This is a genomic window from Actimicrobium antarcticum, assembly GCF_039536745.1.
In the GTDB taxonomy this organism is placed as follows: Bacteria; Pseudomonadota; Gammaproteobacteria; order Burkholderiales; family Burkholderiaceae_D; genus Actimicrobium; species Actimicrobium antarcticum.
Window position 1 is genome coordinate 18,647 of record NZ_BAAAZE010000006.1, and the last position, 14,351, is coordinate 32,997.

Below are 14,351 nucleotides of genomic sequence, written 5' to 3' on the forward strand. Positions count from 1 at the left end.
CAGTCACCCAGAACGCTTGGATTGCGTTGCGCCGACGACCACGTTTCGGCGGCGAACCGGCTCTCAGGGAAAGAATCGGGGATCGTAAATCCAGCGCTTAACAGTCGTCGCAACGATTGCTGCAGCATCGACGTGCTGCGGGTTGATCAACACATTGTATTCGTCGGGGACGATGACGGACGGTACCAGGAAGAGCGCCGACATGCCCGAGTTGATCCAGGCGTCTCCGGCTGCCCTGGCAGTCAGTCCGGCCGGTATGGCGTCCCATCCGCCGGGTAGTGGCTCTAGCACTTGGTGCTTACCCCAAATAGCTTCGGGAACGTCGATTCGCACCAGGTAGCGGTTGAAAGGCAGGCCGCCGCTGCGCAGGTAGTGGACGGTTTCGAGGGCGGTCAATGCGATGTTGGTGGAACAGTACACCACCGCGGAACCTTTACTGTTCCAGCGCCCACCCGTCATTTTGGCACCGGTGCCGCTCAGGTCATTGGCAGCATAGGCAGGTGCTTCTACTGCGATGCGCCAGACCTGTATGGTCATGCATACGCTCCGCTCTGACTCATTGAAAGCAGTTCTGCTACCAGTTTCTGGCCCTCGAACGTGTCCATGTAACTGGCCGGCGTTGCGCCGGCAAGCGCCGGTAACGGCTTGGTCAGCCAGCCCGATAGCCATCGGGCAGCGTCGAAGCCGGCCGGATCCCCGGACTGCTCGACCATGGCCTGTGCCATGCCGATCAGTGTTTCCACGCCTAACACGCGCTCTGACTCGTCTTTCGACAACACGGTTGCGTCCTTCTCTTTTCGACTTATGGTGGCACGGGACAGGCCCAGACTGGACAACAGGCTTTCCTTGGACATGCCCATTTTCGCCGAGAGGCTGCTTACCATGGACGCGGGGATACCTTTTCTGATCGCGGCGATACGTGCCTGGGGATCAGCACCGTAGATTTTTGGTGCATCAACGAACACGGTAGGACGGTGGGGCTTTTCCGGTCGCATGACAACTGCGCTGGCGGTCCGCTTGGTGACGTTGATAATGGGAGCGCGACGCGTTGCCGCTGGTTTTACGATTTCTTTCGGACCGGACATGATCGTCTCCTTTAAGGCTTGAGTATAGATCAAATGAGATGGTCCGCAAGTTTCGCTGCCTTAAGACTTTCGGGGTATGCAGGGGTGACCAAAGTTGTAGTAATTCGGCAACTGAATCTGTACGTTGCCCAGCCTGCTGAAGGTCACGGTTGCCGTGAATAGGCCGCGGCTTATTGCACAATGTCCAGGCTTGTAAAAACCCCCAAAGTTGACGCTGCGGTGGCAGGTTGTTGTTGTTGTTGTTGTTGTTGTTGTTGTTGTTGTTGTTGTTGTTGTTGTTGTTGTTGTTGTTGTTGTTGTTGTTGTTGTTGTTGTTGTTGTTGTTGTTGTTGTTGTTGTTGTTGTTGTTGTTGTTGTTGGTGGCGGTGGCGGTGGCGGTGGTGTTGGAGTTGATTACGGCCAATGCATTTTTTCAGTTATTGGCGTCACCACGTCACTTAGCGAGAGGCGGACGATTTGCCGCCGTCATCGTCGGGACGGCTGATTTCCAAACGCAGTCGTCCGTCGTAATAGTCTGCTTGTCCATTGGGTAAACGACCGGCGCTGTCAATCGTTTGCCGTTCGGCGTCGATCAGCAATCGTTCAAGCAAGGCACGTTGCGTTAGTCCGTAACATTTTGCCAAGCGCTCCAGGGCCCGTTTGGCGTGAAGATTGATCACTGCGTGCAGCAACTCGCCCGTGCTGTCCTCGGTTCTGAGATGGCGCTGGCGATACAAGGCCTGGCGTTCGGCATTGGTTAAGCTCATGGCATTTCCAAAAGTTATAGCGCTCATATTTTAGGTCCGTTACTGTGTAACGCGCAAGATTACATTCGTGCTTTTAATTGGCGTGTTACGAAGTAACGATGCGCTCAGGGATGGGTTGATTTCATCGCAGGATTGTTAACAATTTGAATGTTGGCAAAAATCGTAACATCCGGTACCAATTGGTTTGCTAACGCAACAGTAGCCTGTGACGCGATACCCAGCCGGACATGCCACAACCAAGTATTCCCCGTGACGGAGACCAGTAATGAACTTCAAACGAAAAATTCAAGAAATTGTTGGAAGTACGTACAGGCATGCGTTGTTCTACAACTTTCCTGGTGGGCTACGTTTTGCATTGTCGAAAGGTGGCAGTTCACTGGACCTCGCGCTATCTGCACTACGAAAAGTGACCGTCGTTTGCGACGACATTTTCGTCGGAGAAGAACACATACTGGTTCATTTAGAAACGTTTGCGCCAACATCCCGTTTTGGGCTGCGCGCAATGCTTCGGGAGCTGAAAGTTGCTGGCGTCGAGGTACCCAGGGTTCGGGATGTTTGGCTTGACGCAGGAGAGCAAATGGACGGTTCCCATGAGGAGAGTGATTCGATTCTGTGCTGCGCTTTTGACGTTCCGACAGCCAAATTACAAAACCTGATTTGGTGCGCCATTACTACCGACCTGGGTGCATTGCGGCCGAGGCCGGGTTGCCGGGTATATCTGCTCAATCCGAATAAAGGGATTGTTGTTCACCCCTATGACGACCGGGGAATGGACGTCATCAGTCGAAACAGCCCGACGTTATCTGGTTTGTACAAGCGGCATAACGACTTGCTACTGGATTACGACAGGGAAGCAATGTGCAAGACGTTCGCGTCGTCATAGCGGTAGCGGGTTTTCTTTGGTCCTCTCAGAGGAGGATGGCGCTTTGATGGTCTGTTGCTCATGAAACCTTTGATCTCAATACATTGGACAGGTTCTGAAGATTAACGATCAGCAGGCGGCCATTGCCTGGCAACGTGAAGAACGCGCAGGATGCGCACCAGCTCATCTGTCGTGTCGTCAATCAAAATATAGTTTTTGTGAACTACCAGCTCTCGCGTGCCAGTGATGCGACCGATCCGACCAAGTTCCGGGTGATCAATCAAATGCCGGACCTTTTCAGAAAGCATCTCATCCAGGGTCAGCGCTGCCCTGGGATTGTCTGTCTCAATGTAGTCATAGATTGCACGGCGGTCATACAGTGCTTCAGATGTCCAGAACTGCCTTACGATTGGGCTTCAAGCTTTTGCCGTGTTTGCTCTCTGCGCTTTGCGAATTCTGCCTCCACATCTTCTGCAGATACCAGGTTGCCTGCGTTAGCATAATCCAACCCGACCTGCACCTGGCGCCGAAACCAGACGTCATGCTCAGCAACTTCTTGCTGCTTTTTGACGAAATCGCGCATGAAGTCACGCAAGAGTTGGGCACCAGTCCTGTCGCGGGCCTTCGCAGCCGTCACAAAATTTTCTTTCAACTCTTTGTCGACTCGGAAGGTAAAGGTAGCTTCATTCATTGCACTCACCTAATGTGTTACACGATAAGTGCAATGTGGCACAAAAGATGTGATTTGTAAGGTCGGGGGGGGGGGCATCAATCCGATAGATGCAGTTCTTCCTGGCCGAGAATCGCGTCAAATACTGGCCGGAGCGATGCCGGAAATGGTCCGCAAAAGCTACTTCCTGTAGAGGCCTGACGACCCTACCTGTATCGACCGCAGACCTGGGTCGCCCCAAGGCACGAACTTCCGATGTAATCGGCATGTTGGTGATGACCGTTATCGTGTATCTCCGATGACTGTGTGGATCGATCAGGGGGTAGCCTTGGCAATGGCGAGTTCAGTGGCGACGCTGCCAGGTGTAGCGCGCTCCCACGCGTCGATGAGGTCGAGCGCATCCTGCTCGGTATAGAGCATGGTCGTGGCAAGATCCGCGTGGCCGAGTGCGCCGGCAACTGCGCGCATGTTCTGGCCGGTTAGCAACGCAGCTTTGGCAAAGGTATGCCGTAACCAGTGGGGTGACGCGTCACGTAAATGCTGCGCATCGGCGTCCCGTCCTGACTTTTTCAGGAGCGTCGCGGCCCGCTCTAGCCGTCCCGTAACGATTTTATAGAGCCCCTGCCGTGTGGTCACTTCGCGCCATGCGCCTAAAAACCGGCGCGATCCGGAATGCGTCACCTCGGTGTTCCCGAGTGTGACGGACCGTGTTCGCGTCGATAAAATCAGTTTGCCGTCTTCGCTGGGCGCCGGCGCGGCCGGCAATTCGAACGCCTCGCGATACAGGCTAAAGGCTTGCCAGACTTCCCGTGACACGGGAACGCGATGCGCCTTGCCACCTTTTCCCGTGTCGTCCGTCACCAAAAAAGTCCAGTAGGTTTGTCCCGTGCGCGGCAGCGATAACCGGTAAAAAGCGGACATGCGGGCGTGCACCAGTTCCGAGGCGCGCAAGCCAAGGCCGCGTAGTGCTGCAAAGATGAAGCGGTCGCGCACCATGCTTTGGCATTGCGTGAAGTTTTGCAGTGGTTCAGCTGCCATCGCGCCCAGCATCAGGTCCAGTAACGCGGGGGCAACCGCACGCGACACATTGGCTTTGCGGGCAACGCCGTCGGGTTGTGCCGGACATAGCCCGCCTTGTGCCAGCCGTTGAACATCGCATGCACAAAGCGCCGGATGTCGGCCTGGCTGCTGGCGGACGGACGTACTCTGAAGGGACGCCACACCGGATCATTGATGGCGACGCCGTGAGGGCAGAGCGCATCAGCGGGCAGCGCTTTCAGGAAGGTCGCAAACTGCTCCACGTCCTGCATCGACCACCGCGATGGCGTGATGTGGCACACGTGCTCGACGTACCAGCACAGTTTCGCCAAGTGATACCGATACGTGGCGTTGGTATTGGTTGCGCCATTGGCGTCCCTTCTTTTGGCACGTACGGCCTGCAGCCACACCTCGATGGCCTCCCAGTCGTCCGCCACCGGTTTAAGAATATGACCAGAGGTCGGGTCCGCGCGCATTGGGTGGGGTAGCAGGGCGTCCTCTACCTGCATCGGCACCATACTGCTCATGGGATGTCCTCATCGTTACGGGGTAACTGCGCAATCGCGGCGTCACGTGCGTATGCCGCCTGCCTGAATACGTCCAGCAGCTTCGTCAATTCGGCCAGTTTGCGTTCGAGTGCCGTGCTGTGCTCTTTCCACGTCCGGGTCTCGCCGCGGACTTCGTCAATGGCGCGCATCGCATATCGCAACTGGTCGCCGACTTCGACGACCAGTTGCGCCGCTTGCTGCACGTGGCGGGCAGTCTCTGCTTCAGCGGCGGCCACGTGTGCCTGCATCGCGTCGCGTGACAAGATCGCCGATTGCAGGTCGGCTGCCAGGCGCGATGCCAACGCCCAGGTGGTCAGCAAATCCTGTTCGGATTGCGCCAATCGCGCCTGCAGGAAATCCCGTTGCGCCAGCACTACTTGATTCGAAGCGCTCCGCCTGGTGGACGCTGCAGCAGGTGCATGCTGCGCCAGCGCGGTTTGCACGGCGCGTTGCACCACCTCTGCCAGGTCCGGGCCAGTGCTGCCAGCCGCAAGTTCACGATCGACGCGCGTTTCCTGCGCCAGTTCGGCCAGGAAGGCCTTCTTTTCCTGATCGAGCGTATTCGTCGATGGTGTTCGTCCCGGTGCATACGTGTCCGGCAGGCGGCGGTAAATCACCGGACTGCAGGTGCGACCGGTAGCGGCATGCACCGCGTGGATGAAATCGCGCACGAACGGTCGGTGATTACGATTGCCGATCGGATGCTGCTCCAGGATCGGCGCCATCTGCTGCAGCAGAGCACGGGCCTGGTCATCCGTCAGTGAAAAAGCCGGACGACTCAATCGGGGAGCCGGATCCGGTCGGCGGTTGCGATCGACGCCAGCGCGATCAAATGCATTCTGCCGGTTGCGCGGGCGACCTCGATACAGGGTTGGGCGTGTTCGGTACGGTAGCCGAGAAACGTGCAGCGTACGACGGCGGGCGTGCTGCCTGCTGGGCACAGCGTGAGCGCGTAACTGGTACCGGGATCGAGGGAAGCAAGGTTGGCGTGCATGCCGTGCGCTCCTGGGAGGCGATCGCATCCTCCGAATGACGATGCGTCACAGATCTTTTTAAAGGTATCTATGCTGCGCAAGTCAGATTGGCATAGACGCTCACGCTTAGACTCCTTCGGACGATCGTTGATAGGCAAAGGTGCGTTTGCGGCTTAACAGTGGCAGAGAGGTAATCGCGTATCATGATCAATTCTCGTCAATTATCAATTGACATTTGTTATGTGCAAATTGGATCTGGAGCAACCTTTAGGAACAGAGTGTTTGTTATCTTTCGCACTTTGCGAAAAGCATTCTTTTCCATCGCAGGCCGTTGAATTTCTGCCTGTGACGAGACGTAATTCTTTGCCGGCACTAGATTCCCTGTTATTTGCGTGCGATATCAAGGGCCTGCTGAACTCAGCCCGAGTAAATTTTTCGGATTCTTAACTATTATGAGCACAAATATTATTCCTGACCATATCCCGAGTCCTGTCAATAGCTGGCATCTGGCGCATACGCCGCTGGAGGCTGCGGCCACCGAAATCGAATGGAGTTTAGTGCGATGGTGGGAGGCGTTCAATCGGTATCAAAACGAATTATTGAGCCGCCTGAGCCAAGGAAATCTCACTCCCCAAGAGGTACACATCCTGCATATCATTCGGATGCAAGACAGGCCAAAGTCGACCAGCATGGTGGCAAATCTTCTCAACCGCGACGATATACAAAATATCCAATACAGCCTCCGCAAACTTGTGGCGGAGAAGCTGATCAGGAAGGTGAAAGACGGCGTCGGAAAAAGCTACAGCCTTGCGGTCACCGAAAAAGGAAAGCGCTTTACCGAGGAAATAGCGGAACTCAGGCGACAGTTTCTCATACAGCAACTCGGTAGCATGAAAGACAGTGAAGCGCGTTTGCTGGAAGCGGCGAGAACGCTCGGCTTGATGACTGCCATGTACAACGAGGCCGGGCGCATGTCTTTGCCGGATATGCCCGTATAAAGGCATTGTCTTGACCGCTCGACACGATCAGGTTTCTGTCCTTAAAGCACGTTGCCTCGATCCTGTCGTCCCGCGATGGGCAACGCGTTTGTAGCTTCACTGCTGGATTGGGTCTGATATTCCCGAAGAGTTCAGCGGACACTATTGCAATGCATCTGCCGTCGCCATGCATGATCTCCTTGTCGTTGACGTCGATCACAGGTCGCTGGCATTCCGGAATACCATCGGCCCGCAGGTCCGATGAGATATAGTGGCGCCGGTAGTCAGGATGAGTGAATTGGCATGCCAGATTTCCTCTTTTACATAACATGAACACCTAGTTTTGATATGGAATGATGATGTCGGAAAATGAAAACAGCGTTGACCACCTTGGTTCCGCAGTTTACCGCGGGTGGCATCTTGGCCATAGTCACCATGAGGCGATGACCACGGAATTCGAGTGGGCGGTCTTGCGATTCCAGCAGGCATTTGAACGTTCCTGCCTCCAGGTGGCAAATATCAGCGGGTTGGTGGAGCTCTCGTTTCAGGAACTTATCCTCCTGCATGTCATCGGCATGCAGGAGCGTCCCAAAACTGCCGCATCGATCGCCCGACAACTCAACAGTGATGCGATCAGTAATATCCAGTACAGCTTGCGCAAACTACTTAGCCACAAATTGGTCGCCAAGATCAAGGAAGGCACGGGCAAGATATACACGTACGACGTGACCAAGAAGGGCAGGACAATGGTCAACGAGTACGCGAAGATCCGTCAAATGGTGTTGACCGAGCAAACCAAAAATATTGAAGAAATTGATCGCAAATTGTATGAGGCCTCCAAGTTGATTAGTTTGCTCACTGGACTCTATGATGAGGCTTCACGCATCTCGGCGACCTATAGTTCGGTGACCCTGTCCAAGGCATCGGAAACAGAATAGGCCGCTTTCAGATGTCATAAGCCCGCCCTCGTGTTGGATAACCTTTGCAAGCACGAGCGGCGAGCACCGTGCCGCCTGCCGTATTAAGGCGGATCAACGCTTTGCATGTCCTCCCTTACGCTGGTCACCCGGTGCGGCATCTGACCGGCTAGCCCTGCCTGCAACGCGATCGCGTTCCAGCAACGGTCCAGTGGCGAGATGCCAGGATCAAATTTTGTAATTGACTGCCCGGAGAACCGTCGCGCGAGACCCATCGTACCGTCTTGCAAGTCAGGTCTCTTCGTTCCTGCTGGCTTGCAACAGCGTGTCCGCGCGTGCCCCCATGGCGCGCCGCGTTATCTACCTCTGCGTTCGTACGAGGCTTTGGTGAGTATCCTTGAGCGGCATTGTCTAGTTCGTGAAGCGGTTTTCGTTAGCGACTACCTGGCGGCGTGACCGTCATCTTTCTCTCACAGCCTCGCAGAAACTATTCATCCGCACGAGGCCAACGCTCTGGCACGCTCCCTGCCACCCGAACGGCGCTCGCATCGCTAAGGTTACTTGACACCGGTATGGTGGCAGCGGCCATCGCTTCACGGCCTGTCAACGTGACGAGGGCGCCGAAGTAGCGTTAGTCCACGCAGAACGTCGTCATTTTCTTTGCGGTGCCGAAGCCGGTAAGTCGCCGGGTGGCCTACGCCCGATTTCCCCACCATCAGCACGACACCCAGTGCCGCGTGAAGCCGTTGCAACCAACTTCCGTCGCTGCTGCAATGCTGCAATACCACTTGGTTCTCTTGGCGATCGAGCGCAGTTGCGGCGTTGGTGTAAGCGCAATCTCAGCACGGCGCGTGCATGTACTCGAACCAGGGGCGGGTCATGGACGATGCGGGAAGTCACCGTTTCCTGATGCTTGATTAAACTTAAGGCCAATTCAATCAATTAGCAATTAACAATGAATTGACTTTCAATTGAATATAATAGATATTGAGGTAAGCCTTTTCTTGGCTAAAAAACTGCGGAAGAGACGCTTCTTCCCGTGAAATTGACTCCTCACAATGAAGAAGGCCACCCTTATGGACATGAAGAAAACTGTCAAGAAATCCAACGATGTCATGGCGCAGCGTTTATACGCCCCTTACGCCAAGGCGGAATGGGGTTTCATCAATCATTGGTACCCTGTGAAATTCAGCAACGAGATCGCCGAGGGTGCAGTTGTGGGTGCGCAGATTTGCGGAGTTCCGCTTGTCCTCCGGCGATCGAAGGGCAAAGTGTATGCATTGAAGGATCAGTGCTTGCACCGTGGCGTCAAATTGTCGGCGAAACCAATGTGCCTGACAGAAGACACCATCACGTGCTGGTATCACGGATTTACCTATAGCCTTGAAACCGGATCGCTGGTCTCGATTGTTGCGGCTCCTGATGACGAGATCATCGGCACCACCGGGATCTCCGTATATCCGGTCGAGGAAGTCAACGGCATGATCTTCGTCTTTGTCACTTCGGATGATTTTGACGATGAAATTCCACCTCTGTCGCAGGACATGCCTATCCGTTTTCCGCACAATAACGAGCGGTTTCCGCATCCCCTCTGGCCTGATTCGCCGAGCGTGCTCGACAAGAACGTGGTCTGTCTTGGTATTCATCGCACGGGTTATGCAAACTGGCGACTGGCTTGTGAAAATGGTTTTGACGCCGGCCATCTGCTGATCCACAAAGACAATGCGATCGTACTTGCCAAGGACTGGGCTGTACCGCTTGGCATCAAACCCGTCAGTGATCAGGCTACCCAACTGGTAGAAGACGAAAACGGCCCCAAAGGCTTCATCAACATGTATTTCACTGAGCATTACGAGCCTGTGCTGGAAAACAAGTTGTTGAACGTCCGCGCGGCAGGAACCGTGCCGAAATACTTCCGCACGTCGATGTTTGTACCAGGCGTGTTGATGGTCGAAAACTGGCCGGAAGAAAATGTGGTGCAGTACGAGTGGTATGTCGCCATCACTGACGATACCTACGAATATTGGGAGGTCCTCGTCAAACATTGTGAAAATGACGAAGAGCGCCAGGCATTTGAATATCGCTTCAAAAACTTCTACGAGCCCATGGCCCTGCATGGCTTCAACGATTGTGACTTGTTCGCGCGTGACGCAATGCAGAATTTCTATGCAGATGGATCCGGCTGGAACGACGAGCAACTAGGTGACATGGATTACTCCATCATCACCTGGCGCAAGATTGCTTCGCGATATAACCGGGGCATTGCAAAAACACCCCGTGGTGTAGCCGGTGTCGTCAAGGGGGCCAGTAATGTACTGGCGGAGATTCGTGGCGACCAGCCAGGCGCGATCCGCGACAAGGCAGAGTAACTACGTGCTGAGCATCACGACCCGCAGCTACCCTGGCTGGTCGTGATGCTGTTTCGGGAGGTAAATATGTTGACGATAGATGATACACACCACTTGCCTGCACAGGACAGCGCGGCATCACAGGTAACGTTTCAATTTCTCGATGGTGTGGAAAGGCAGATTCAGGTGTCGCCTGGACAAACCATCCTCGATGCCGCCAAGAGCAACGATATCCGGCTAGTGCACCAGTGCAAGACAGGCAGTTGCGGCACGTGCGTCGCCAAGGTGTTGTGTGGTGATGTGCGCATGTCCACCGAGCGCGGAACGTCCTTGTTTCCGAGTGAGCATGCCGAAGGTCTCCGCCTGACCTGTTCTTCCTTTGCAGACACCGATTGTGTTCTCGGGCTGGACTATGCCAGCACGCTTCTGGACGAGCCGGCACCTGCGCTTGTCCAATCTGTTGTCACTGGCAAGGAATGGGTGGCGCCGAATGTCGTGAAGCTCACGCTCGCGCTTCCTTGCGACGTTGACTTCGAGTTCCGTAGTGGCCAATACGTCCGTATCCGGGTACCCGGTACCGATGCGTGGCGCTCTTATTCGATGGCCAGCTCGACCCACGACCTGCCAGCCGTCACGCTACTGCTGCGGGTGCTCGACGAAGGAATGATGTCCAATTATTTGCGCAAATCTTGTGCGGTAGGCGACGAGTTGGAGTTGGAAGGTCCGTACGGCACGTTCTACTGGCGCCCATCGAAAGCCGCCCACATCCTGATCGCCGGCGGAACGGGCCTCGCACCTATGCTCGCGATGCTCGACGACATCAGCGTGCTTTCTGGCAAGAAACCTAAGGTGTTACTCAGTTTTGGTTGCGCGACGGCGGACAATCTGTTCTGTCTCGACGAACTCGATGTGCGCGCCGCTTTGTTGCCGAATCTGGCGTTACGTGTGTCGGTGTCCTCACCAGATGGGACGTACGGCGGTCTCGTTGGCAACCCGGTCAGCGTGATTGCAGCGGAGGACATCGTCGATCCCGAAACGGTCGCTTATCTGTGTGGTCCTCCCGCGATGATCGAGTCTGCGCGGCGGCATCTTGAAGATATCGGAGTCAAGCGAGACAACATTCATGCCGAGCAATTCAGTGCAAGTGCCGAATAAAAAGGCAGAGATCGTTACCCATGCCAGACAACAATCAAGGAGACACCATGACTAGCGTAACCCGACTCGGCTATATCGGATTGAATGTGACCGATATCGCCGCATGGGAACCCATTCTGATCCAGGTACTCGGGTTTGAGCCACGCCCTCAGCAACCGGGCGAGGCGCTGCAATTACGGATGGACGACCGGCATCATCGCTTCACGCTTTATCCCGCCGAGTCCAACTCGTTCGCCTATGTGGGCTGGGAAGTCGATACACGTGATGACTTCTTTGCGCTGTACGACAAGTTAACGAAGAATCAGGTGCCTGTCGTCAAAGGAACATCCGAGGAAAAACGTGAACGGGCTGTGATGGAACTGATGCGCTTCCCCAATCCCGACGGCGCGGTCCAGGAAATCTTTTTTGGCGGCGTCGAAGATAACCAGCCGTTTCGTCCGAGTCGGGCCATTTCCGGATATCGCACTGGTGAGCAGGGCTTGGGTCACATCTTGTTTGCGGCGGCCGATGCCGAACTGACGGTCAATTTTTATCGGGAGCAGCTTGGATTCCGCCTCAGCGATTACATTCACTGGGACGACGCACAAGCCACTTTCATGCACTGCAATCCGCGGCATCACAGTCTGGCGATCACCAATCCGTGCTTTGGAACGGGACCGGGCGAACTCAATCACTTCATGGTGCAGGCCAATTCCATCGATGATGTTGGTCGCGGCTACGACCTGGTCCAGCAACTTGGTATTCCGCTGATCCTCACCTTGGGCAAGCATACGAACGACAAGATGACGTCGTTCTACATGATTACGCCGGCCGGTTTCGCGATCGAATATGGCTTCGGGGCCTGCGAGATTGACGACAAGAACTGGGAAGTGAAGTTTTACAATGCACCCAAGATATGGGGGCACAATTTGGTGACGCACGATTGATATTCCAGACCGCGTGATCCGGTGACGGAGGACGTGTCTGCAGGGGATGAAAAATGCATGCGCGGTACCGGCATGCATTTTTCATTTCCACTGTCGGACTAGGTATGCGCCAGATCAGCGCCGGTTCAAGCGTTCAACAAGATTACAGAAGGCGGCACGCTGGGGGAAATAGGTTCTCCGGTGCATCCTGCGAAGAGGATGCGTGAAACGCCTTTCAGGCAGCAACCGGGGTCTTGCGGGGAAGATACGGCGCCACGCCGTCGCTGTGGTTAGTCCCATCGACAACGCGGGTAATGTCGGGAAACCATTTCAGCAAAGTTGCCTCTACCGTTTCTTTGAGAGTTTGCTCTGCGTTGCCGCAACCGTGGCACCCGCCGCCAAACTTGAGCGCGACGACGCCGCCTTCCCTGATTTCGTCGAGCATGACCGTGCCGCCGTGCTCTGACAGGTGGGTATTGATCTCGGTTTCCAGGACGCGAGTGATCCGGTGCGCCAACGGGCTGTTCTCGTCAATGACCACTACGGATTTTGCATTTGGCGCTTGCAATGCCAGCGTGTGACCGGAAAATGTCTTCCGGAAATCAACGGATACGCCGTCCAGGAAAGCCGCTTCCTGTCGTACGTAGTAAAGCCGGAACGTGCCGGCATCGATGCTCGCATCTTCCGGCGTGCCTGCTGCCGGATGCCAGTAGGCGATGCCACAGTGACCAAGCGACGTGCCCGGATGGAGGACATAGATTCGCAATTGGGTACCGGTGTCGTCCTGGCGATCCAGCAGCTCCCGGAAATGGGTGAGGGCGGTATTCGAAAAGGTAATGTGTGGTGTCACGATGTACTCCTTGTCTATCGCGTGACGCGCGCGGGAAAAGCGTATTCCGCGCGCCGTCCCGCATGCATCTGGAGGGGTCAGGCTTCGTCCAGGAAGTTCAACACGAGCTGGTTGAAACGTGCGCTATGTTCGATTTGCGTCCAGTGACCGCAGCGTCCAAAGATATGCAACTGCGCACGATCGATCTTTTGCATCAGCTTCATGGACACGTCCAGCGGAACCACGCGGTCGTCGCGGCCGTGAATGATGAGCACCTCATGCGTCAGCGCCCGTAGTTGCTCGTCCGGGACCACCTGCGCGTCGGACCAGCGCTGTCGCGGTGGCGGGAATACTCTGGCAAAGCGTTCCTGAAACCCGGGGCGCATCGTGGCCCGATACCGCAGCTCCGCCAGTTCATCAGTAACCAGGCTGCGATCGAACGCCATGATGTCCATGATTTTTTTCATGTTGTCGATCGATGGCGTATAGCCCCACAGCGCTTCCAGTTCCGGCGTGACCGGGAACGGCTGACCGCCCGGGCCCATCAGGATCATCTTGCGCACACGTTCCGGATGCTTCACGGCCAGCGCAAGGCTGAGCGCGCCGCCAAACGAATTTCCCAGCAAATCCGTTTGCGCGATATCGAGATAGTCGAGTAGCGCGATGACTTGCTCTACCCACGTATCCATGAATTGGTAAGCGATATCTTCGGGGGCTTCCGTGAAGCCGAACCCGACCAGGTCGGGTGCGATGACGCGATGCTTTTCCTTGAGGATGGGGATGGTATTGCGCCAGTTCGCCCACGCCGTGACGCCAGCGCCCGAACCGTGCAGCAGGACGACGGGGAAGCCCTCGCCCTGGTCGTGATAGTTGGTGGTGATGCCATTGAGCGTCACGCGGTCTGCAATTTCCGGATTAGTGATCATCGAAAAGTCTTTTCAGGGTGAGGTGAAGGGTGGGGCTGCCTTGCTTGCTTGGCTGTCGCCGGGCAATTGGCCAGCCAATTTTTTTGAGTGCGATTACGCGCTGGATTCCTTCGTGCGAATTCGAAAAAGAATATATCGATAATACATTCAACGTCAATTGAAATAAAATTTACGGTCGATTGACGTGTCGCTCGTGGAAAGTGCGTGTAGCTCCTCTTGCGTGTCTCCTTTCAGTTATTAAAAAATAAATCAATTAAAACAGATAGTTGAAGATTTTCCTTCCTCGCGGTGGACGGATTTCCGTACAAAAAAATAGTCAGGCACCTAGAGTCAGGAGGGGAAAAAAAGTCCGGATCATGAAAATAAATTCT

The 14,351-nt window shown here is 55.2% G+C and carries 18 protein-coding genes; 6 read left to right on the top strand and 12 right to left on the bottom strand.

Going from position 1 to position 14,351, the window contains the following annotated elements; genetic code table 11:
* Positions 1–63: 63 nt before the first annotated feature.
* Genes ABD720_RS06010 through ABD720_RS06025 form a run of 4 tightly spaced genes read right to left on the bottom strand, consistent with a single transcriptional unit; the run spans position 64 to position 1,858 of the window.
* Complete coding sequence (locus ABD720_RS06010; RefSeq protein ID WP_344762353.1) at positions 64–537, bottom strand: RES family NAD+ phosphorylase; 474 nt, start codon at positions 535–537, stop codon at positions 64–66.
* The gene (parS, locus tag ABD720_RS06015) at positions 534–995 is read right to left on the bottom strand and encodes a type II RES/Xre toxin-antitoxin system antitoxin (protein ID WP_425547924.1); all 462 of its coding nucleotides are present in this window, start codon (positions 993–995) and stop codon (positions 534–536) included. The genes ABD720_RS06010 and parS overlap by 4 nt, the downstream gene beginning before the upstream one ends.
* The gene (locus tag ABD720_RS06020) at positions 955–1,488 is read right to left on the bottom strand and encodes a hypothetical protein (RefSeq protein ID WP_344762401.1); all 534 of its coding nucleotides are present in this window, start codon (positions 1,486–1,488) and stop codon (positions 955–957) included. Before ABD720_RS06020 ends, parS begins: the two co-directional genes overlap by 41 nt.
* Positions 1,489–1,522: 34 nt before the next feature.
* Entirely contained in the window at positions 1,523–1,858 is a 336-nt protein-coding gene (locus ABD720_RS06025) for a hypothetical protein (protein WP_344762354.1), read from the bottom strand.
* 238 nt (positions 1,859–2,096) lie between these two features.
* Between ABD720_RS06025 and ABD720_RS06030 the strand changes: the two genes are divergently transcribed.
* Positions 2,097–2,714, top strand: a complete 618-nt coding sequence (locus tag ABD720_RS06030) for a DUF3885 domain-containing protein (protein ID WP_344762355.1) — start codon at positions 2,097–2,099, stop codon at positions 2,712–2,714.
* 101 nt (positions 2,715–2,815) lie between these two features.
* Here ABD720_RS06030 and ABD720_RS06035 read toward each other — a convergent pair whose 3' ends face one another.
* From ABD720_RS06035 to ABD720_RS06060, 6 genes are all read right to left on the bottom strand, one after another.
* A complete protein-coding gene (locus tag ABD720_RS06035; protein ID WP_344762399.1) occupies positions 2,816–3,103 on the bottom strand; it encodes a type II toxin-antitoxin system RelE/ParE family toxin in 288 nt (95 codons plus the stop codon).
* The gene (locus tag ABD720_RS06040) at positions 3,097–3,384 is read right to left on the bottom strand and encodes a CopG family ribbon-helix-helix protein (protein WP_344762356.1); all 288 of its coding nucleotides are present in this window, start codon (positions 3,382–3,384) and stop codon (positions 3,097–3,099) included. Before ABD720_RS06040 ends, ABD720_RS06035 begins: the two co-directional genes overlap by 7 nt.
* Positions 3,385–3,678: 294 nt before the next feature.
* Positions 3,679–4,401 (bottom strand): tyrosine-type recombinase/integrase, encoded by a 723-nt coding sequence (locus ABD720_RS06045; RefSeq protein ID WP_344762357.1) that lies wholly within the window; start codon positions 4,399–4,401, stop codon positions 3,679–3,681.
* A gap of 11 nt (positions 4,402–4,412) precedes the next feature.
* Positions 4,413–4,928, bottom strand: a complete 516-nt coding sequence (locus ABD720_RS06050) for a hypothetical protein (protein ID WP_344762358.1) — start codon at positions 4,926–4,928, stop codon at positions 4,413–4,415.
* Positions 4,925–5,731, bottom strand: coding sequence for a hypothetical protein (locus tag ABD720_RS06055; protein ID WP_344762359.1), 807 nt, complete (start codon positions 5,729–5,731; stop codon positions 4,925–4,927). The genes ABD720_RS06050 and ABD720_RS06055 overlap by 4 nt, the downstream gene beginning before the upstream one ends.
* Complete coding sequence (locus tag ABD720_RS06060) at positions 5,728–5,943, bottom strand: hypothetical protein (RefSeq protein WP_344762360.1); 216 nt, start codon at positions 5,941–5,943, stop codon at positions 5,728–5,730. The genes ABD720_RS06055 and ABD720_RS06060 overlap by 4 nt, the downstream gene beginning before the upstream one ends.
* A 432-nt stretch (positions 5,944–6,375) precedes the next feature.
* On the opposite strand from ABD720_RS06060, the gene ABD720_RS06065 reads away from it, so the two are divergent.
* The 5 genes from ABD720_RS06065 to ABD720_RS06085 all read left to right on the top strand — a co-directional run bounded on the left by ABD720_RS06065 (position 6,376) and on the right by ABD720_RS06085 (position 12,246).
* Complete coding sequence (locus tag ABD720_RS06065; protein WP_344762361.1) at positions 6,376–6,921, top strand: winged helix DNA-binding protein; 546 nt, start codon at positions 6,376–6,378, stop codon at positions 6,919–6,921.
* Between the two features lie 338 nt (positions 6,922–7,259).
* On the top strand, positions 7,260–7,838 hold the full coding sequence (locus tag ABD720_RS06070; RefSeq protein WP_344762362.1) for a winged helix DNA-binding protein: 579 nt from the start codon (positions 7,260–7,262) through the stop codon (positions 7,836–7,838).
* 1,037 nt (positions 7,839–8,875) lie between these two features.
* Entirely contained in the window at positions 8,876–10,186 is a 1,311-nt protein-coding gene (locus ABD720_RS06075; protein WP_344762363.1) for a Rieske 2Fe-2S domain-containing protein, read from the top strand.
* Positions 10,187–10,231: 45 nt separating this feature from the next.
* Positions 10,232–11,320 (top strand): FAD-binding oxidoreductase, encoded by a 1,089-nt coding sequence (locus tag ABD720_RS06080; protein ID WP_344762364.1) that lies wholly within the window; start codon positions 10,232–10,234, stop codon positions 11,318–11,320.
* Between the two features lie 47 nt (positions 11,321–11,367).
* Complete coding sequence (locus ABD720_RS06085; RefSeq protein ID WP_344762365.1) at positions 11,368–12,246, top strand: VOC family protein; 879 nt, start codon at positions 11,368–11,370, stop codon at positions 12,244–12,246.
* Between the two features lie 214 nt (positions 12,247–12,460).
* Here ABD720_RS06085 and ABD720_RS06090 read toward each other — a convergent pair whose 3' ends face one another.
* Complete coding sequence (locus tag ABD720_RS06090; protein ID WP_344762366.1) at positions 12,461–13,075, bottom strand: NifU family protein; 615 nt, start codon at positions 13,073–13,075, stop codon at positions 12,461–12,463.
* Positions 13,076–13,152: 77 nt separating this feature from the next.
* On the bottom strand, positions 13,153–13,980 hold the full coding sequence (locus ABD720_RS06095; RefSeq protein WP_344762367.1) for an alpha/beta fold hydrolase: 828 nt from the start codon (positions 13,978–13,980) through the stop codon (positions 13,153–13,155).
* Positions 13,981–14,351 lie beyond the last annotated feature (371 nt).